The following is an 18618-nucleotide window of genomic DNA, read 5'->3' as shown; positions in this document are numbered from 1 at the left end:
CATGACCCATTCCACTCGCAGTACCCGCGGCATTGCGTTGCTGCTCGCCTGCCTCTCGGCGCTTGGGCCATTCTCCATTGACACCTATCTGCCGTCCTTCCCGGACATTGCGCACAGCCTTGGCGCGACGCCTCTGGAAGTCCAGCAGACACTCTCCGCCTACCTCTTTTCCTTTGCCGCGATGACCTTGTGGCACGGTGCCATTGCCGACCGTTTCGGCCGGCGCCGAGTCATTCTCGGCGCACTGATCCTGTTCGGCGTCGCCTCGGCCGGCTGCCTGTTCGCCACCAGCATCGGGCAATTGTGGTTCTGGCGGGCGATGCAGGGCGTCACCGCCGGTGCCGGCATCGTCATCAGCCGGGCCATCGTCCGCGACCTGTACGACGGCGCCGACGCCCAGCGCCTGATAGCACAGATCACGATGATGTTCGCGCTGGCACCGGCCATTGCCCCGGTGATCGGCGGCTGGCTGCAGACCTGGTTCGGCTGGCGTTCGATTTTTGCATTTCTGGTGCTGTTGACCGCGGCATTGTGGCTGGCCTGCCTGAAACTGCTGCCGGAGACGCTGCCGCCGGAAAAACGCCAGTCGCTGCGCCCCGGCTACCTGGTCGCCGCCTACCGCAAGGTCTTCAGTTCGCCCCGCTTCCTTCTCGCCTGCGCCGCACTGGCGCTGAATTTCGGCGGCTTCTTCATCTACGTGCTGTCGGCGCCGGTGTTCCTGATGCGCCATCTCGGCCTGCCGGAAACCGCTTTCCTGTGGCTGTTCGGCCCGGCGATGCTGGGGCTGATGAGCGGCTCCTGGCTATCGGGCCGGCTGGCCGGCAAACGTACACCCGGGCAGGCCATTGCCCTCGGCTATGGCGTCATGGCCAGCGCCGCCATGCTCAATCTGGCGCTCAACCTGAGCTTGCCGCCGGGACTGCCGTGGAGCGTTGCACCGCTGTTTGTCTACACCGTCGGCATGTCGCTGGCGATGCCCAACCTGACGCTGTTCGCACTCGATCCATTTCCTGAACAACGCGGCCTCGCCGCCTCGTGCCAGACCTTCTTCCAGTCCGGATTCAACGGCATCGCGGCGGCATTGATCGCGCCGGCGCTGTGGGGCTCGACCCTCAGCCTGGCCTTTGGCATGGCCTGCCTGATGGCGACCGGCGGACTGGCCGCCCTCGCCCACCGCAAATTACGATTGCTGCCAGGGTAGACCGCGAAAGCGCCAGCCACCCAGCGTGCCACGGTGGAAGTTGTCGTCGAGCGCGCCCTCGAAACCTTCGACGACATTGATCACCGTCTGGAAGCCGGCATTCTCCAGCGCCTCGCCGGCAAAAATGGAACGGCTACCGCTGCGGCAGATGAGCACCACCGGCCGCGTCAGGTCGCCCTTGACCAAGCGTTTCACGTTGACGGCGAAATGCGGGTCGATCTCCCAGTCCGGCGCCTCCTGCCAGGCGACATGCTCGGCCCCGACCGGATGACCGACGTACATGTGCTCGATCTCCGTCCGGCAATCGACCAGGACGGCTGCCGGCGTCTGTTGCAGGAAGGCATGGGCGGCAAGGGGATCGAGATGCTGCATCGGTGTATGGGAAAATTTGAATGGATCGATATTATGAAAGCAAGCCGGCGAAAAGCGTAAACTTGCCAGCCGAACCGCCCACGGAGCCCGCATGAAACTGCCCGCCTGGATCGCCGCCGCCCTCTCCGCCTTCGCTGCCACGCTGCTGCCGGCCTGCGACATCGTCAATCTGCCGGAAATAAAGCCGGGCATCACGACCCAGGCCGAAGTCCGCAGCCGCATGGGCGAACCGGGGTTCATCCACTGGAACGACGACGGCACCGCCACCTGGGAATACAGTCGCCAGCCGGCCGGTGTGCACTGCTACATGATCAGCTTCGACCGCCAGGAAATCGTCAGCCGCCTCGACCAGGTGCTCAACGAAGCCAGCTACGGCCTGCTCCGTCCCGGCATGAGCAAGGACGAGGTCCGTCGACTCTACGGTCAACCGGCCAGAAAACGGGTTTTCGCCAATCTCCGCGAGGAAATCTGGGAGTGGCACATCGAAGGCGAAATGCCCTTCGACGAAACCTACTTCATGGTGCATTTCGATACCGGTCACGGGGCGGTCAAGAAAAGCTCCAAGCGCATCGAACCAAAGGCTTAGCCGGAGCGTCCGGAAAACCGCGCGAGTTCCTCGCGGGTATTGATGTTCTCGAAAGCCTCGGGCTGATCATCGAAAGCCACCTCGACGCTGGCCAGCGTCGAATACCAGCGCTCGAACTTGCGCTCGCCGGCCGCCAGGTAAGCCGTCAGGTGCGGCAGGACCTCGTGCCGGCACAGGCAGAACACCGGATGCGGCTGATCGCCGGTACGCGCCACGGCAATCTCGGCGTTGGCTGCGGTCAACGCCGAAAACAGGCGAAAAACCAGGTCGACCGGAAGAAAAGGCGAATCGCAGGGAGCCGTCGCGACATACGGCGTCCGCGCCGCCGACAGCGCCGCGTGCAGCCCGGCCAGCGGCCCGGCAAAATCGGGAATGGCATCGGCCACGACCGGATGACCGAAAGCGGCATAGGCATCGGCATTCTGGTTGGCATTGACCAGCAGCAGCCCGACCTGCGGCGCCAGACGCTCGATCACCCAGGCCGCCAGCGGTCGCCCGCGCAGTTCCTGCAGGCCCTTGTCCACGCCGCCCATGCGCCGGCCCAGGCCGCCGGCGAGCACGACACCGGTGATCTGTTCGCGCGCCATCAGTAGACCAGCGTCCGCCACGCCGGATCGAGCGTGCGCGCGACAAAGGCTGTCGCCCCGGCCGCGCCGGCCTGCGCCAGCAAGGTTTCATCCGCCGCCACCCAGGCCGCCCGCGCCATGCCGCAGGCGAACAGCGGCACGCCGGCCGCCAGCACCTCACCTAGGAACGCCGCCACCGACTTTTCCCGGGTCGCGGTCGGCCAGGCCGCTGCCGCCACACCCTCGACCAGCCAGCGCACGGCCGGACCGGCGAAATGGATCTCCACCTCGGCATCCAGCGCCCGCGCCGCCAGCGCATGCACCAGCGGTGTCACCACGCATTCCGGATAGGCCGGCGTCGGGTTCAGGATCAGGATCGCCAGCCGCTCAGACAAAATTCGCCTCCGGTTCGATCTTCAGCACATGCGCCCGGTAGGCCGCAGCATCAATCAGCAGACCGCGCTCGGCCGCCCAGTCCGTCGGCCGTCCACGCGCCATCCAGCCCTCTCCGTACGGATCGAGATTGACCCGTTTCGGCCGCTCCTCGGCCGCCTCGTTACCTTCAAGCAGCGTGAAGGAAACCGGCGCATGCAGCGCGAGCACCGTCTTGCGGCACTCAACCGTCCCCATCCCCCGCCCCCGCGCCACCTCGGCGCCCTTCGGCTTGCTGGTGAAGGCAATGATCTCGCCAGCCAGAAAAATCCCGAACGCCGTCGCCCCGATCAGCACCTCGCCGCCCGGCAACTCACGCACCCACATGTCGTGGTCCGGGTAGTACAGCAGGTCGTCGGGGATAGAGCCGGAGAATGGGGTGTGGGGCATGGGCAAGACTTCACATAACGACAAGGAGCAATTTCGGCCGGTCAGTCAGAACCGGCTTTGCCCGTACAAGCGAAGAGTTTAATTACTCTGCAGCAATCAGACCAGCTTCGGAAGAAAGCCTCACCAACTGAGCATTGTTGTCGACACACAGCTTTTCCAGAACCCGTGCTCGATAGGTGGAGATGCTCTTGTTGCTGAGTTGCAATCGCCCGGCAATTTCAGTGTTGCGTTCGCCGTGCGCCAGTGCCATGAAGACCTCCATTTCCCGCTTTGATAGCGAAGCGAGGCGCTGACTGAGGTGCTCACGACTGGTTTTATCTAGATGCGGAATGAGCGGCTCATGCTGGCGCATTGACGCCTTCACCACCGAGTGCCGAATCTTTCCGGCCATCGCATGCAATTCCGCGAGCGCGGCAGAGAGTGCAGCCTGCTTGGCCTGCGCCGCAATTTCAGCCTGGTAGCGATCCGTGACATCAACATGGATCACGACGACTTCTCTGGGACTGGAGCGCCGGACAGGTTTTACAGTCATCGAGAACCAACGCTGCCTGGTTGGGGCATGGCATGGATACTCTTGGCAATAACTGCTGCGCCGCCCATTCAGGACAGCCCTTATGCCCGCATGGACTGCTCGTGCGCACTCCGTAACCGGCCCCGTCGCAGACAGGCAAATATCGAGATAATTGCTGCCAATATCGGCATTTTTCGGTAACGAACCATCAGCCAGTCGATTGGCTGCAGCAAATTCACGCCATGTTCGGTTGGTCGCAATAATTACCCCTTCCCGGTTGAGAACCGCAACATTCGCGTCAATCTCATCCAGCGCCCGGGCGGCGCGTTCATTTGCCCTGGACAACGAACATCCGACATCGGCTTCATGTTTTCCCATGTTTTTCGTTCGCCTCCTTATTGAAAATCCTACTCCTTTTGGCCTACGTAGGACATGACTGACAGACATTTCAATCGCTGGTCAATAAAATCTGGTGCCCGAAACGGCAAACTTGCCAGAACCTCGATGAACTACAAATTACGACTGGCAAGTACTGTTCTACTGATCAATCTGTTCGTCATCCTACTGACCGCAACATCAGCCTATCTCGGTTACCGTCAGCACCAGGAACGAGCAGAAATCACCACGCAGAATCTCGCTCAGGCCCTCGAAAACAATCTGATCAACAGTATCCGGCGCATTGACGTTTCCTTGCTGGCACTGCTCGACATCGACAGAATCCATTATTCGGAGCACCGCAAGAATCCAACGCTGATGAACGGGCATATCGAGCAGATTCGGGCCCGGCTACCCGAAGTTGACGCCATCCGGTTGACCGACAAGAACGGCTTGCTACTCGCCGGGCACGATGTGCTCAATAGCGCCAGCACGAACTTGTCTGACCGCCCGCACTTCATTCGCTTGAAGAACGATCCGACAGCAGAATTGCTGATTTCCAAACCGCAAATCAGCCGCATCAACAACAAATGGGTGATCGTTCTGGCGCGTCGCGTCAACCACCCCGAGGGTGGCTTCGACGGAATGATTTTTGCGGCACTCACGCTGGATTTCATCTCCGAGCAGTTCTCTTCCCTCAATCTTGGCCCCGGAGGCAAGGTCACCCTGCGGGAAGAGGGCCTGGGCTTGATTGCCCGGTATCCCGAACCTGACACCATGCACCGCACCATCGGCAACAAGGACGTCGGGCCCGAGAAGCTGGCACTTTTCACCAGCGGAAAAACCCAGGCGACCTTTCGCGACAAGGACCCGGACCACCTGGAACGCACCGTCACCTTCCACAAGCTGCAAGACCTGCCCCTCTACATTTCTGTTGGTCTGTCTCCTTCCGACTATCTGCAACCCTGGCGCGACGATTCACTGAAACTGGCCGGTATCGCGTTGTTGTTTCTCCTGGCCTCCATTTACGCAACCCATGTTCAGTACCGTGCCTGGTTGAACCAGCAGAAGACCAGCGAACACATTGCCCATCAGGAAGCGCTTTACCATGAACTGGTTGAAGACACCCCGATGCTGGTTGTGCGTTATTTGCCAGACACGCGCATCATCTTCGGCAACACCGCGTATGCCGCCTTTCTTGGGGTTCCGGCTAGTGAAATCACCGGTAAGCAACGCCTGGACTTCATCCCGAACGAATCGGACAAGGAACAGATAAAGACACGTATTGCGGCCCTGACGTCGGAAAACCCCGTCGCCGTGCACGGTCAACATCGTGCGAAGGGGAAAAATGGACAAATGCGCTGGACGCAATGGACTGACCGTGCCTTTTTCGACAGCACCGGCAAACTGACTCACCTGCAGGCCATCGGGGAAGACATCACCGAGCAGAAACGGACGCGCGATATCCGGGCGGCACGGATGCGACTGATGGAATTCGCAGCCGAACACAGCATGAATGAGTTGCTCACGGCAACGCTCGATGAAGTTGGCAGCCTCACGGAAAGCACCATCGGCTTTTACCATTTTCTTGAAGCCGACCAGAAAACACTCACCTTGCAAACCTGGTCAACGCGGACCCAGCGCGAATATTGCAAGGCCGAGGGGGCCGGTCGTCATTACAACGTAGACGATGCCGGAATCTGGGTCGAAGCCGTTCATCTGCGTCGCCCGGTCATCCACAACGACTACGCGACTCAGGAAAACAAACGCGGACTACCGCCAGGCCATGCCGCACTTCTGCGTGAAATGGTCGTCCCGGTTTTCCGCAAGGGCCTCATCGTGGCGATTCTGGGAGTCGGCAACAAACCAACACCGTATACCGACGACGACGTGCAGGTGGTTTCCCTGCTTGCCGATCTGGCCTGGGATTTCGCTGAAAGCAAACGGCTCGAGGCCGAACTGGTCGCCATGGCCACCACGGATTTCCTGACCGGGCTGTTCAACCGTCGCTATTTCATGAAACAAATGGACAGCGAACTGGCTCGCCTGAAACGCGTCGATATCACCCGTGCTGCCGTACTGATGCTCGACCTGGATCATTTCAAGCGCGTCAACGACCGCCTCGGTCACGCTGCCGGCGATGCTGTACTGAAACACGCTGCCGGCACGCTGCAAGGCGAGTTACGCAAGATCGACACGGCCGGACGTCTGGGTGGCGAGGAATTTGCGATCCTGTTGCTGGATGCCGATCTGATTACCGCAGAAATATTCGCCGAACGTCTGCGCGCAAAAATCGCGAACTCTCCGATCGAATACGACGGACACACGGTAAACATCACGGTCAGCATCGGCATCACGGTGCTACAGGTCGATGACGCAAATTCGGAAACGGCACTGTCCCGTGCCGACGATGCGCTTTATGCAGCCAAGCGTGACGGCCGGAACCGCATCCGGATCGCGGACGTGGCTGGCGGAAGGAAGCAGGAGTCGAACCTACCCAAGCCTGTCTGACAGGCCCTGCCGGTTTTGAAGACCGGCCGCCCCACCGGGGAACGATTCCTTCCGTTGTTCATGATCCGAATTGCTCCGGGGTGCCGCGCAACACATGGGTGTCGCGCACCCGGCGAGTGTAGCCGATGCGGTCGAAGAATTCGAGGATGTGGATGGCGACTTTTCGCCCGCCGCCGATCTCGTCGCGCAACGGGGCAGCGCGGGCACAGCCATCGCGCGCATTCAACAGGGCAACGCGCTGGGCCAGGTCGGCAATGGCGGCAGCGGTGAAATAATGATCCTGCGCCACCGGCCAGGCTTCGCCGTGGCGGGCGATGCGCTTGAACAGCGCACGCACGGTGTCCTCGGCGATGCCGGTGGCCCTGGCCACGTCGCGTACACGCGGCGGGTTGTACGGCTCGGCGGCGAGCAGCGGCAGCAGCGTCTGCCACAGGTCGCGGTCGGCGGCGGCGAGTTCGACGCGATGGCCGGGCAGGTGCAGCCAGGCATTGCTCTGGGCTACCTCGCCGCTGGCCAGGCGTTCGCCGAGCAGCGCGTCGAAGGCAGGACGGGCCAGCGTCGGCAGCGTCAGCCGGCGCAGGCGGTCGCGCTCGACGCCGGTGAGGTCGGGCGCCCGCTCGTGTTCCGCTGCCAGCGCAGCGAGCAAGCGCTCACCCAGCGCCTGCCAGCCAGCCGGCGCGAAGGCCGTATCGCCGACGACGCGCAGTGCCAGCCGTGCGCACAGCGCGCTCATCACCGCCGCATCGAGATTGCGGTTGAGCGCATACGCCGCCAGGTCGACGCCGGCCGGCTGCTGTTGCGCGGCCAGTGCCAATGCCACCGCCGGATCGGAGTCAGCCAGCGCCGCCAGCATCGCCAGGCGTTCCGGGCTGGACTTGCGCCGCGTCGGCGGCGTGATGTCGAGCACCGTGCCGCCAGCGATGGTGTGACGGGCGGCGGCATCGCGCAGGATGAAGCGGTCGCCGGCCAGTGTGCCGATATCGCGGTCAACCTGGATTTGCGCCCAATTTTCGCCGCCCGGGGGGATTTCGTCGGCGCCAAGCAACGCCACCCGTGCCGGCACGTCAATGGCGCCGAGGTGCAGGTGCACCTGTGTCCAGTGCTTCAGCGCCGGCTGCCCAGCGAGCACCCGCAGCTTCGCATCGAAACGGCGCAGCGGCCGGTGCAGTGCCGGTGCCAGCAGCCACTGGCCGCGCTCGACTTCGCCTTTCTCGATACCGGCCAGCGCCAGCGCGATGCGCTGCCCGGCCTGGCCGGATTCGGCCTGCGCATCCTGAACGCGCAGGCTGCGTACGCGCACCGGCTTGCCGCTGGGCGACAGCAGCAGCTGATCGCCGACACGAACGCTGCCGGCAAACGCCGTGCCGGTGACGACGGTGCCGGCACCGGACAGAGTGAAACAACGGTCCACGGCCAGCCGGAACCCCCCGGCCGACTCGTGTGCGCCGCTGGCGGCGGCGGCGTTTTCCAGATGGGTGCGCAGTTCGCCAATGCCCTCGCCGCTGACTGCGGCGACCGGAAACACCGGCGCACCGGCGAACGCGGTATCCGCGAGCAAGGCTTCGATTTCGCTTTTTGCCGTTTCTACGCGGTCGACCGTGACACAGTCGGTCTTGGTCAGCGCCACCGCCCCCTGGCGGATGCCGAGCAGTTCGACGATCTCCAGGTGCTCGCGGGTCTGCGGCATCGGCCCGTCGTCGGCGGCGATCACCAGCAGCGCGAAGTCGATGCCGGTGGCGCCGGCGAGCATGTTGTGCACCAGCTTCTCGTGCCCCGGCACGTCGATGAAGCCGAGCGTAGGCGTGTAGGCGTAGCCGAGATCGACGGTGATGCCGCGCGCCTTCTCTTCCTTCAGGCGGTCACAGTCGACGCCGGTCAGCGCCTTGACCAGCGTCGTCTTGCCGTGGTCGATGTGACCGGCGGTGCCGATGATCATGACTCGCCTCCGGGATTCGCTCGCCCTACGCGATAGGCGGTCTGCACGAAACCAAACGGGTAACTGCGGCTGGACAGGGTTTCCAGCGGCAGATCCGCAGCAAGCTGGCCGAACAGGCGACGCCCGCCACCGAGCAGCACCGGGACACAAGTAATGACCATATCGTCCACCAGACCGGCGCGCAGAAAGGCCTGAATGGTCTGCCCGCCGTCCAGGTAAATATGGCGAGCGCCCACGCTCTGCAGCGCGGCCAGTATTTCCTTCGGCTCGCCCGCCTGACGAGCGACGTGACTCGCATAAGGCCCCGACAACGGACGGTGCGACAGGACGATCACTCGCTTCCGGGTGTAGGGCCATTCGGGAAAGGTGCTGACTTGGTCGAAAGTCGCGCGCCCCATCAGCAGCACATCGATATCGGCCATGAAATCACCGTAGCCGCAGTCTTCCCCGGGCGGGATACGGGCATTCTGAACCTCCAGCCAATCCAGCGAACCGTCCGCTCGGGCGATGTAGCCGTCGAGACTGGTAGCGATGAAGACGGAGACGCGCATCGCCAACGACTCAAACCGGCTGGAAATAGGATGCTGCGGCGGCCAGCGCCTCGCCATCGGCGAGCACTGCGCCGGGCGCCCCGCCCTTGCCCCACAGCGGCGGCCGGAATTCCATGGCGAGGAATTCGGCGCACAGCCGGTAGCTGTCGAACATCGGCTGCGCCTTGTCGCGGTTGCCGCTGGTGGCGATCACCCACAGCCGCTTGCCGGCCATGGCTGCCTTGAAATCGACACCGGGCACGCGCAGCCAGGCGCTCCAGTGGTCGAGGTAGGTCTTCAGCGGCGACGGCACCGAGAACCAGTAGACCGGCGAGACGAAAACGAGGTCGGTGGCGGCCAGGGTCTCGTCGAGCAGCGTCTTCAGGTCGCCGGTCGGCGGCGGATAGCTGCCGGCGGTGTGGCGCAGGTCGACGAAGGGCGGCAAGTCGAGGTCGGCGAGGCGCAGCCAGTGCTGCCCGGCATCTGCCGGCAAAGCGGCAGCGGCATGGCGGGCGAGCGTTTCGCTGTTGCTGGTGTGGCCGGGTTCGCGGGTGGTGGCGTCGAGGAAGAGGAAGCGGGACATCGTGGTTTTCAATTCAAAAATCTCATTCTGGCATGGCGGGCGCCCATTCGCGCCCGCCATGCCCAGCGGTTTCACGTGAAACCGCCGTCCGGCGCTCAGCCGAACATGTCCTCGTACATCCGGCCGGCCCAGGCAAAGTCCTCGGTCACCAGTTCGGCACGGCGCAGGTTGTCGTCGTCCTGATCCTGGACGATCAGGCCCTTGTCGTTGACCCAGTACTTGAAACGCACGGCAATGTCCTCGCGCGGCGCGGTGTTGACCATCATGAAACAGAGGTTGTCCGGCAGCGCGTACTTCGGTTCGCGCCCCTTGACCCGCTCGGTGATGTACCTGGCGACGATCTTCGCGTGCGCGTTGGCGACGTGCCCGGCCTTCGGATAGAAGCGGAACAGCGGCGAGACGACGCCGACCGCATCGCCGATGACGTAGGTGTCGGGATCGTCCTTCAGGTTCAGGAAGAAGGGATCGACACCGGCCCAGCCGGTCGGCTTGCCTTCGTCGTTCTTGCCGATGACGCCGGCCTTCCAGGCCATGTCGCCGGCCTGGTGCGGGGCCATCAGGATCGAATGGTCGAAGCTGAAATCGCCGGCGGCAGTCTTGATCTTCTTGTTGAACGGATCGACCTCGCTGATCACCGCCTTCGGCACATAGACGATCTGGTCCTTGTACAGCTCGCTGAAGGCTTCCTGGAAACCGCCGGTGATCGGCGCCGGACTCGGCTTCGGGTCGAGGATGATGATCTTGCCCTTGATCTTGCGCTCCTTGAACAGGCCGGCGATCAGGCAGGCGCGCTCGTACGGCGACGGCGGGCAGCGGTGCGGCGGCGGCGGCAGCGTCATCACCAGATCGCCGCCCTTGAAGTTCTGGATGCTCTGCTTCAGGCGGAAATGCTCGGCATTCGGAATGTAGGCTGCCGGGAACATCGCCTTGGTGTAGTCGGCCGCCTTGCGGTCGTTGCCGAACCAGGCTTCGTAGTTGTAGCGGATGCCGGCGCCGACGATCAGGTAGTCGTAGTCGATCCAGCCCTGGGCGGTGATGATGCGCTTCTTGTCACGCTCGAAGGCAGTGACTTCGGTCTGGACAAAGGTGTAGCCGTATTTCTGCGCAACATCGAGATAACTGTGCGTCAGGAATTGGGTGTCGACGACGTCGACCAGCCACTTGTTGCTCATCGGGCACGAGAAGAACACCGGATTGCGTTCGAGCAGCACGACATCGAGCGTCGGATCGAGCAGTTTCAGGTGCTTGGCGGCAGAAACGCCGCCCCAGCCGCCACCGCAGATGACGACACGCTTGCCCGTTGCTTTCGGCAGCAGCGGGTCGGACTGCATCTGGATCAGGAAAGGCAGCGGGCTGATCGGTGCGGCGATGGCGCCCGTCGCCCCGAGTGCCGCGCCGGCGGCGAGGAATTGTCGGCGGTTGAAACTCATGTTGTCGTCTCCATTGGAATGAACCATCCAGGCACGGAGATGCCCGGATTTACAGGGTGGCGCCTGACGGCGCCGGGGGTCGGGAATGACGGGCGGTACGCGGACCGCCACACCAGGTCATTTCCGGAAAAATCAAAGCTTCAATGCATGCAGTTGCGCGACGAAGCGCGCTTCATCCTTCGTTTCCAGACAGCGCAGGTCGAGCCGGAAGGCATCGTCACGGATATGGCCGATCACCGGCTGCGGCAGCGCGCGGAACGCGGATTCTACGGTCGACAGCATTTTTCCCGGTTTTTTGGCCGTCGACCGCAAGACCAGCGCCTGCGACGCCAGGCGTTCGACCGGCAACGCACCGCTGCCGATCTGGCTGCTGCAGTCCTCGACCGAGACGGCGAATGATACGCCGACGGCGGCCTGCACTGCCGGCAGCAGGCGCTCGCCGAGGGCGGCGATGTCGGTCAGCGGCCGGGTCAGCAGGCGCAAGGTCGGCAGGCGTTCGGTAAGGCGGTCGGGGTCACGGTACAGGCGCAGCGTTGCTTCCAGCGCGGCGAGCGTCGTCTTGCCGACGCGCAGCGCGCGCTTCAGCGGGTTTTTCTTGATCTTCGCGATCAGGTCCTTGCGGCCGACGATCAGCCCGGCCTGTGGACCGCCGAGCAGCTTGTCGCCGGAGAAGGTGACGATGTCGGCACCGGCCGCCAGCGCCTGCTGCGGCGTCGGCTCGGGTGGCAGGCCGAGGGCGGCGAAATCGGTCAGCGTGCCGCTGCCGAGATCGACAACGAACGGCAGCCCGGCATCGTGGGCGATTTTTGCCACTTCCTTCTCGTCGACCGCAGCAGTGAAGCCGGTGACCACGTAATTGCTGGTATGCACCTTCATCAGCAGCGCCGTCTTCGCGCCGATGGCCTCGGCATAGTCCCTGGCGTGCGTGCGGTTGGTGGTGCCGATTTCGACCAGCTTCACCTGCGCCCGACGCATCACGTCGGGGACGCGGAAGGCGCCGCCGATCTCGACCAGTTCACCGCGCGAGACCACCGCCTCCTTGCCCTGGGCCAGCGCGTTCAGCGTCAGCAGCACGGCGGCGGCGTTGTTGTTGACGATGGTTGCCGCAATCTCTGGCGAACCACCGGCGACCAGTTCGGCAAGCAGGCCGGACACCAGATCGTCGCGGTCACCGCGCCCGCCCGAAGCAAGGTCGTATTCAAGCGCACACGGCGAACGCGCCGCCTCGACCATCAGCGCGATGGCCTCTTCGGACAACAGCGCGCGGCCGAGGTTGGTGTGCAGCACGGTACCGGTCAGGTTGAACACCGGCCGCAGATTGGCGCGGGCGGCGGCTTCGGCACGGCGGTGGATGGCGACAAGCAGCGTCGCCTCATCGGGCAAGGGCAGTCCGTGCTTCGCGCCTTCGCGGGCAGCGGCCAGCTCGGCGCGGACGCAGGCGGTCACCGGCTGGCGACCGTGCGCCTCGATCAGATCCGGGAGTTGCTTGAGGACGCGGTCGACCGCGGGCAGACGGGAAACTTCGCTGGAATTTTCGTTCATGGCCTTCACCCGGACCGGGCAGAAAGGTTGAGAAAAAGGCTGGATCAGCCGCTATAGGCGCCAATGAGCAGCAGATTGGGACCGCTACGCTCGTAGCCGGCTTCGTTGACGAGCATGTCGAGCGCCAGCGTGGCGAGGTCGTCGGCCACCGGATCGACGTTCGGGTCCTTGTCCTGGTAGACGATCTTCAGATAGCTCTTGCAGGCATCGCAGGTCTCGGCACGGACCGCTCCCTTGCTGCCTTCCAGTTCCTGCAGCGCGACCTGCTGGTCGGTATCGCAGGTCGTGCAAGTGGCGCGGGCGACGTTCCACTCGCTGTTGCACAGGCTGCAGTGCAGATAACGCAGGTTGTTGATCGCCGCGCCCAGACGGACGACGCTGGCGACCGCCGGGCTGCCGCAGCACGGGCAGACGCCGTGGGCGTCGAGCGGCTGCAGCTGGCTGGCGTCGAACTGGCTGGCCAGGCGGGTGAAGACGACCTGCAGCGCCGCCGCGACGAAGGGCAACTCGGCGACATCGCCGGCGGCCGGTTCGCCGCTCAACAGCGCATCGGCCAGCTGGTCGAGGCGGGCATCGTCGGCGGCCGCCAGGGTCGCCAGCACGCTGGCGGCGGTGTCGGGGGCCTGTGCGGCGAGTTCGCCGGCAATCCGGCGCAGCGCATCGCGCCAGGCTGCCGGACAGTTGGCCACATTCAGCGGCGGCATGCCGTGCACACGCGCCTGTTCCAGCGATGCGACATCGGGCAGCGGCAGTTCGGGCAAGGCATTCAGGGCTGACTGCTGGGCCCGGCTCAACTGACCGAGGAAAACCAGCCAGTCACCCAGGCTGTGGCCGACGGCGAGCGCGTCGAAACGGTCGGCACGGTCGGCAAACAGGCTGGCCGTCACCGGCAACAGGAAAGCCGCGGCTTCTTCCGCCGGCGGATGAAAATCGATCGGTTGGCTTTGCATGAGGACTCGAAAAAAGAGGGGATGCAGGATGTTCCCTGCAGAGCCCCTGTAACGCAAGGAAAAGCAAATCAATACAAACCGGGCGGGCTTACTTGCCGGTCATCTGACGGTACCAGCCACGGTGATGCTGCTTGGCCCAGGCGCGGGTGACCGTGCCGTACCACATGGCGCGGATGGTGCCCTTGACCCAGATGGCGGCATAGACGTGCACCATGATCAGACCGATCATCACGGCACCGGCAGCGGCATGGACGACGGCGCCGAGACGGACGATGTCCACCGGCAGGTCGAACCAGGCCCGCCAGATGACGATGCCGGACAGGATCATCAGCAGCATGCTGATGGCCAGTGCCCAGAACATCACCTTCTGGCCGCCGTTGTACTTGCCCTGCTCCGGCATGTTGTGGTCGTCGCCGTCGACCATCTGGTCGACCTTGCTCAGCCACTCCTTGTCCGCCGGCGTCATCTTGTTCAGGTGCTTGAAGCGGAAGAACATGACGATGAACCCGATGGCCATGATCACCCCCAGGTAGGGGTGCAGGATACGGGTCCACACCGGGCCGCCGAACAGTTGCGTCAGCGGGAAGAACGCCGGGTGAAAGAAGGCCAGTCCAGAGAGGGCGAGCAGGATGAAGCTGATGCCCACCACCCAGTGATTGGCCCGTTCCGACGCCGTGTAGCGCTTGAGGTCCTTGGGATCGCGGATCATTTTGCTTCCTCCTTGTCTTCACGCTCAATCTCGTCCTCGATCTCCTTGGAGACCTCGTTCGGACCCTTGGTCACGTAGTGGAACAGGCTGCCCAGCGCAACACCGGCCAGGGCCAGGGTGGCGAGAGGCTTGGCAAAGCCCTTCCACAGCGCGACCAGCGGGCTGATCGACGGATTGGCCGGCAGGCCGGCATACAGGTCAGGCTTGTCGGCGTGATGCAGCACGTACATCACGTGCGTACCACCGACACCCTGCGGGTCGTACAGCCCCGCCTGGTCGTAGCCACGTTCCTTGAGATCCTCGACGCGCTTGGCGGCGTAATCCTTCATGTCCTCCTTCGAACCGAACTGGATCGCACCGGTCGGGCACGCCTTGACGCAGGCCGGGGCCTGGTTGACCGCGACCCGGTCGGAACACAGCGAGCACTTGTAGGCCTTGCTGTCTTCCTTGGAGATGCGCGGGACATTGAACGGACAGCCGGTGACGCAGTAGCCGCAGCCGATGCAGTTTTCCTGGTGGAAATCGACGATGCCGTTGCTGTACTGGATGATCGCGCCCGGGGCCGGACAAGCCTTCAAACAACCTGGATCAGCGCAGTGCATGCAGCCGTCCTTGCGGATCAGCCACTCCAGCTTGTTGTCCTGCTCGACCTCGGTATAGCGCATCACCGTCCACGACTTCGCCGACAGATCCATCGGGTTGTCGTAGACGCCGTGGCAGTTGCCGACTTCGTCGCGGATGTCGTTCCACTCCGAGCAGGCCACCTGACACGCCTTGCAGCCGATGCAGGCGGAAACGTCGATGAGCTTGGCGATTTCGATCGTTTCCCGCACTTGCGTGGAGGGCGTCGTCGTCGCGGAGCGCTGTTTGATGTCTAGCGATTGCAGTGCCATATCAGCTCTCCCTTACGCTTTCTCGATGTTGACCAGGAACGCCTTGAACTCCGGCGTCTGCACATTGGCGTCACCCACGAACGGGGTCAGGGTGTTGGTGATGAAGCCAGGCTTCGTCGCCCCCTTGAAACCGAAGTGAATCGGAATGCCGACGGTGTGCACCTTCTTGCCGTCCACATCCAGTGCCTTGATGCGCTTGGTCACCACCGCCACCGCCTTGATGAAACCGCGGTTGGAGCGGATCTTGATCCGGTCGCCGGCAACGATGCCCTTCTCCTTCGCCAGTTCCTCACCAATTTCAACGAACTGTTCCGGCTGCATGATCGCGTTGATGCGACTCTGCTTGGTCCAGTAGTGGAAATGCTCGGTCAGGCGGTAGGTAGTCGCCACGTACGGGAAGTCCTTGGCCGTGCCGAACGCTTCCATGTCGCCCTTGTACACCCGCGCGGCCGGATTCGACTTGGCCTTGGGGTTGTTCGGGTGCATCGGGTTGTTGTCCAGCGGGCTTTCGAACGGCTCGTAGTGCTCCGGGAACGGACCTTCGGCCAGCATGTCGCGGGCGAACAGACGGGCTACACCTTCCGGATTCATGATGAACGGCATCACCATTTCTTCCGGTGCCGCGTTCGGACGCATATCGGGAATGTCGTTGCCAGCCCAGGCCGAACCGGTCCATTTCAGCACCGTCCGCTTGGCATCCCACGGCTTGCCGGACGGATCCGCCGAAGCACGGTTGTACAGGATGCGCCGGTTGACTGGCCAGGCGAAGCCCCAGTTCAGCGTCTGGCCGAGGCCGGACGGATCGCTGTTGTCGCGCCGTGCCGAAAGGTTGCCAGCCTGCGGCCAGACACCGGAGTAGATCCAGTTGCCGCACGCCGTCGAACCGTCATCGCGGAGGAAGGCAAAGCTCGGCAACTGCTCGCCGGCCTTGACCAGCACCTTGGTCGGATCCTTGGGATCGAGCACATCGCTGATCGCCTTGCCGTTGATCTCGCGCAGCAACTCTTCCGAAGACGGCTTCAGTGGCTGCGTGTAGTTCCAGGTCAGCTTCAGGATGGGATCGGCAAAGGCGCCGCCTTCCTTGGCGTACATGGCCTTGAGGCGCAGGAACAGGTTGGCGATGATCTCGGTGTCGTCCTTCGAATCGCCCGGTGCTTCCGCCGCCTTCCAGCGCCACTGGATGACGCGTCCGGAGTTGGTGAAGGTGCCGGAAGTTTCGGCGAACAGCGACGTCGGCAGACGGAAAACCTCGGTCTGAATTTCGGCCGGCTTGACGTCATTGAACTCGCCGTGCGGCTTCCAGAACTCGGACGTGTCGGTCGCCAGCGGATCGATGATGACCAGATACTTCAGCTTGGCCAGACCATCACCGACCTTGCGCTTGTTCGGCACCGAGGCCAGCGGGTTGAAGCCCTGACAGAAGAAGCCGTTGATCTTGCCTTCGTACATCGCATTGAAGATCGACAGCGTGTCCGACGCACCGCCCAGCTTGGGCAGGTAGTCGTAGGCGAAGTCGTTCTCGGCCGTTGCCGCATCTCCCCACCAGGCCTTGCACAGGCTGGTGAACCACTTGGGGAAGTTCTGCGGGAAGTTCATCTGGTTCGGCCGCAGCGCCTTCGGCGTACGCGAAGCCAGGTAGCTCGCCCGATCCTTGTCGGCGTCGGTCGGTGCCTTCAGGTAACCCGGCAGGTTCTGCGCGTAGGCGCACATGTCGGTGATGCCCTGGACGTTGGCGTGACCGCGCAATGCCCCGATGCCGCCACCGGCCATACCCATGTTGCCGAGCAGTTGCTGGATGATGGCCATGCAGCGGATGTTCTGCGAACCGACCGAATGCTCGGTCCAGCCCAGCGCGTACAGGCTGGTCATCGTCTTGTCCGCTGCTGCGGTCGACGCGATGTATTCGCACACTTTCAGGAACGCATCCTTCGGTGTGCCGCAGACCTGGCTCACCATTTCCGGCGTGTAGCGGGAATAGTGCGCTTTCATCATCTGGAAAGCACAGCGCGGGTCCTGCAGGGTCTCGTCGACTTTGGCGAAGCCGTCGTCGCCCATCTGGTATTTCCAGGTGGACTTGTCGTAGCTGCGCTTTTCCTCGTTGTAGCCGGTGAAGATGCCGTCCTCGAAACCAAAGCCGCCATCGATCAGGAAGGACGCGTTGGTATACGCCTTCACGTACTCGTGATGGATCTTGTCGTTGGACAACAGGTAGTTGATGACGCCGCCGAGGAAGGCGATGTCGGAGCCGGAACGGATCGGCGCGTAGTAATCGGCCACCGACGCGGTACGGTTGAAGCGCGGGTCAACAACCACGAGCTTGGCCTTGCGGTTTTTCTTGGCTTCGATCGCCCACTTGAAGCCGCATGGATGCGCTTCAGCGGGGTTGCCGCCCATGACAAAAACCAGATCAGCGTTCTTGATGTCCACCCAATGGTTGGTCATCGCACCACGCCCGAAACTCGGAGCCAGACTGGCCACCGTAGGGGAGTGTCAAATGCGAGCCTGGGTGTCGAGGCTGGTAATGCCGAGCGCGCGAAGCGTCTTGACGGTCAGATAGCCCGCTTCGTTCTGCGAGGCGGATGAAACCAGGAAACCGGTGGTCGGCCAGCGATTGACAGTCAGGCCGTCGGCGTTCTGGGCAACGAAGTTGGCATCGCGGTCCGCCTTCATGTGCTTGGCGATACGGTCGAACGCTTCGTTCCAGGAAATGCGCTTCCATTCGCTGGCACCGGCTTCGCGGACTTCCGGCCACTTCAGCCGGTTTTCGCTCTGGATCATGTCGCGCAGACCGGCACCCTTCGGGCACAGCGTTCCGCGATTGACCGGATTATCCGGGTCGCCTTCGATATGGATGATCTCGGACTGGGAATTCTTGGATTTATCCCCGGTCGAGTAGATAAGGACACCGCAGGACACCGAGCAGTACGGACAGATGTTCCGTGTTTCGGTGGCGCGGGCCAGCTTGAAGGTGCGTACTTCCGCGAGGGCTGCGGTCGGTGAGAATCCCATCAGCGCGATGGACGACCCCCCTAGCCCGGCGGAGCAGACCTTGAAGAACTGCCGCCTGTTCATGTTCATTGTGTTTTTCCTCCTGAATGCGA

The 18618-nt window shown here is 63.2% G+C and carries 17 protein-coding genes and 1 tRNA gene; 3 read left to right on the top strand and 15 right to left on the bottom strand.

Going from position 1 to position 18618, the window contains the following annotated elements; translation table 11 throughout:
• Nucleotide 1 precedes the first annotated feature (1 nt).
• Nucleotides 2–1201, top strand: a complete 1200-nt coding sequence (locus tag BJN45_RS00740) for a multidrug effflux MFS transporter (RefSeq protein WP_076091108.1) — start codon at nt 2–4, stop codon at nt 1199–1201.
• Here the strand turns inward: BJN45_RS00740 and BJN45_RS00735 are convergent.
• Nucleotides 1181–1573 (bottom strand): rhodanese-like domain-containing protein, encoded by a 393-nt coding sequence (locus BJN45_RS00735; protein ID WP_076091106.1) that lies wholly within the window; start codon nt 1571–1573, stop codon nt 1181–1183. The two genes, BJN45_RS00740 and BJN45_RS00735, sit on opposite strands and share 21 nt — an antisense overlap.
• Nucleotides 1574–1664: 91 nt before the next feature.
• On the opposite strand from BJN45_RS00735, the gene BJN45_RS00730 reads away from it, so the two are divergent.
• A complete protein-coding gene (locus tag BJN45_RS00730) occupies nt 1665–2159 on the top strand; it encodes a hypothetical protein (protein ID WP_076091104.1) in 495 nt (164 codons plus the stop codon).
• Here BJN45_RS00730 and mobA read toward each other — a convergent pair.
• The 4 genes from mobA to BJN45_RS17915 all read right to left on the bottom strand — a co-directional run bounded on the left by mobA (nt 2156) and on the right by BJN45_RS17915 (nt 4436).
• Nucleotides 2156–2746 (bottom strand): molybdenum cofactor guanylyltransferase MobA, encoded by a 591-nt coding sequence (mobA, locus tag BJN45_RS00725; protein WP_076091102.1) that lies wholly within the window; start codon nt 2744–2746, stop codon nt 2156–2158. The genes BJN45_RS00730 and mobA overlap by 4 nt on opposite strands.
• Nucleotides 2746–3120 carry a DsrE family protein gene (locus tag BJN45_RS00720; protein WP_076091100.1) on the bottom strand — a complete coding sequence of 125 codons (375 nt, stop codon included), beginning with the start codon at nt 3118–3120 and terminating at the stop codon, nt 2746–2748. The genes mobA and BJN45_RS00720 overlap by 1 nt, the downstream gene beginning before the upstream one ends.
• Complete coding sequence (locus BJN45_RS00715) at nt 3113–3547, bottom strand: glycine cleavage system protein H (RefSeq protein WP_076091098.1); 435 nt, start codon at nt 3545–3547, stop codon at nt 3113–3115. The genes BJN45_RS00720 and BJN45_RS00715 overlap by 8 nt, the downstream gene beginning before the upstream one ends.
• Before the next feature lie 82 nt (nt 3548–3629).
• Nucleotides 3630–4436, bottom strand: a complete 807-nt coding sequence (locus BJN45_RS17915) for a LuxR C-terminal-related transcriptional regulator (protein ID WP_076091096.1) — start codon at nt 4434–4436, stop codon at nt 3630–3632.
• A 54-nt stretch (nt 4437–4490) separates the two neighbouring features.
• Here BJN45_RS17915 and BJN45_RS00705 point away from each other — a divergent pair, with 54 nt between their 5' ends.
• Nucleotides 4491–6944, top strand: coding sequence for a diguanylate cyclase (locus BJN45_RS00705; RefSeq protein ID WP_083650699.1), 2454 nt, complete (start codon nt 4491–4493; stop codon nt 6942–6944).
• Here the strand turns inward: BJN45_RS00705 and BJN45_RS00700 are convergent.
• From BJN45_RS00700 to fdnG, 10 genes are all read right to left on the bottom strand, one after another.
• Nucleotides 6902–6997, bottom strand: a tRNA-Sec gene (locus BJN45_RS00700). The genes BJN45_RS00705 and BJN45_RS00700 overlap by 43 nt on opposite strands.
• A gap of 5 nt (nt 6998–7002) precedes the next feature.
• Complete coding sequence (gene selB, locus BJN45_RS00695; protein WP_076091092.1) at nt 7003–8880, bottom strand: selenocysteine-specific translation elongation factor; 1878 nt, start codon at nt 8878–8880, stop codon at nt 7003–7005.
• Nucleotides 8877–9431 (bottom strand): dihydrofolate reductase family protein, encoded by a 555-nt coding sequence (locus BJN45_RS00690; RefSeq protein WP_076091090.1) that lies wholly within the window; start codon nt 9429–9431, stop codon nt 8877–8879. Before BJN45_RS00690 ends, selB begins: the two co-directional genes overlap by 4 nt.
• Nucleotides 9432–9441: 10 nt before the next feature.
• Nucleotides 9442–9993: a flavodoxin family protein gene (locus tag BJN45_RS00685; RefSeq protein WP_076092448.1), complete on the bottom strand. Its 552-nt coding sequence runs from the start codon at nt 9991–9993 to the stop codon at nt 9442–9444.
• Between the two features lie 95 nt (nt 9994–10088).
• Nucleotides 10089–11423: an FAD-dependent oxidoreductase gene (locus BJN45_RS00680; protein WP_076091088.1), complete on the bottom strand. Its 1335-nt coding sequence runs from the start codon at nt 11421–11423 to the stop codon at nt 10089–10091.
• Nucleotides 11424–11555: 132 nt separating this feature from the next.
• On the bottom strand, nt 11556–12965 hold the full coding sequence (gene selA / locus BJN45_RS00675) for an L-seryl-tRNA(Sec) selenium transferase (protein WP_076091087.1): 1410 nt from the start codon (nt 12963–12965) through the stop codon (nt 11556–11558).
• Between the two features lie 44 nt (nt 12966–13009).
• Nucleotides 13010–13915 (bottom strand): formate dehydrogenase accessory protein FdhE, encoded by a 906-nt coding sequence (fdhE, locus tag BJN45_RS00670; RefSeq protein ID WP_076091085.1) that lies wholly within the window; start codon nt 13913–13915, stop codon nt 13010–13012.
• An 88-nt stretch (nt 13916–14003) separates the two neighbouring features.
• The gene (locus BJN45_RS00665; protein WP_076091083.1) at nt 14004–14624 is read right to left on the bottom strand and encodes a formate dehydrogenase subunit gamma; all 621 of its coding nucleotides are present in this window, start codon (nt 14622–14624) and stop codon (nt 14004–14006) included.
• Entirely contained in the window at nt 14621–15517 is an 897-nt protein-coding gene (fdxH, locus tag BJN45_RS00660; RefSeq protein WP_076091081.1) for a formate dehydrogenase subunit beta, read from the bottom strand. The genes BJN45_RS00665 and fdxH overlap by 4 nt, the downstream gene beginning before the upstream one ends.
• 12 nt (nt 15518–15529) lie before the next feature.
• A complete protein-coding gene (gene fdnG, locus BJN45_RS00655) occupies nt 15530–18595 on the bottom strand; it encodes a formate dehydrogenase-N subunit alpha (RefSeq protein ID WP_139326262.1) in 3066 nt (1021 codons plus the stop codon).
• Nucleotides 18596–18618: the final 23 nt, after the last annotated feature.

The organism is Azonexus hydrophilus (assembly GCF_001956855.1).
GTDB lineage: Bacteria > Pseudomonadota > Gammaproteobacteria > Burkholderiales > Rhodocyclaceae > Azonexus > Azonexus hydrophilus_A.
The sequence above is the reverse complement of the archived record's forward strand: the minus strand, read 5'-3'. Positions and strand labels throughout refer to the sequence as shown.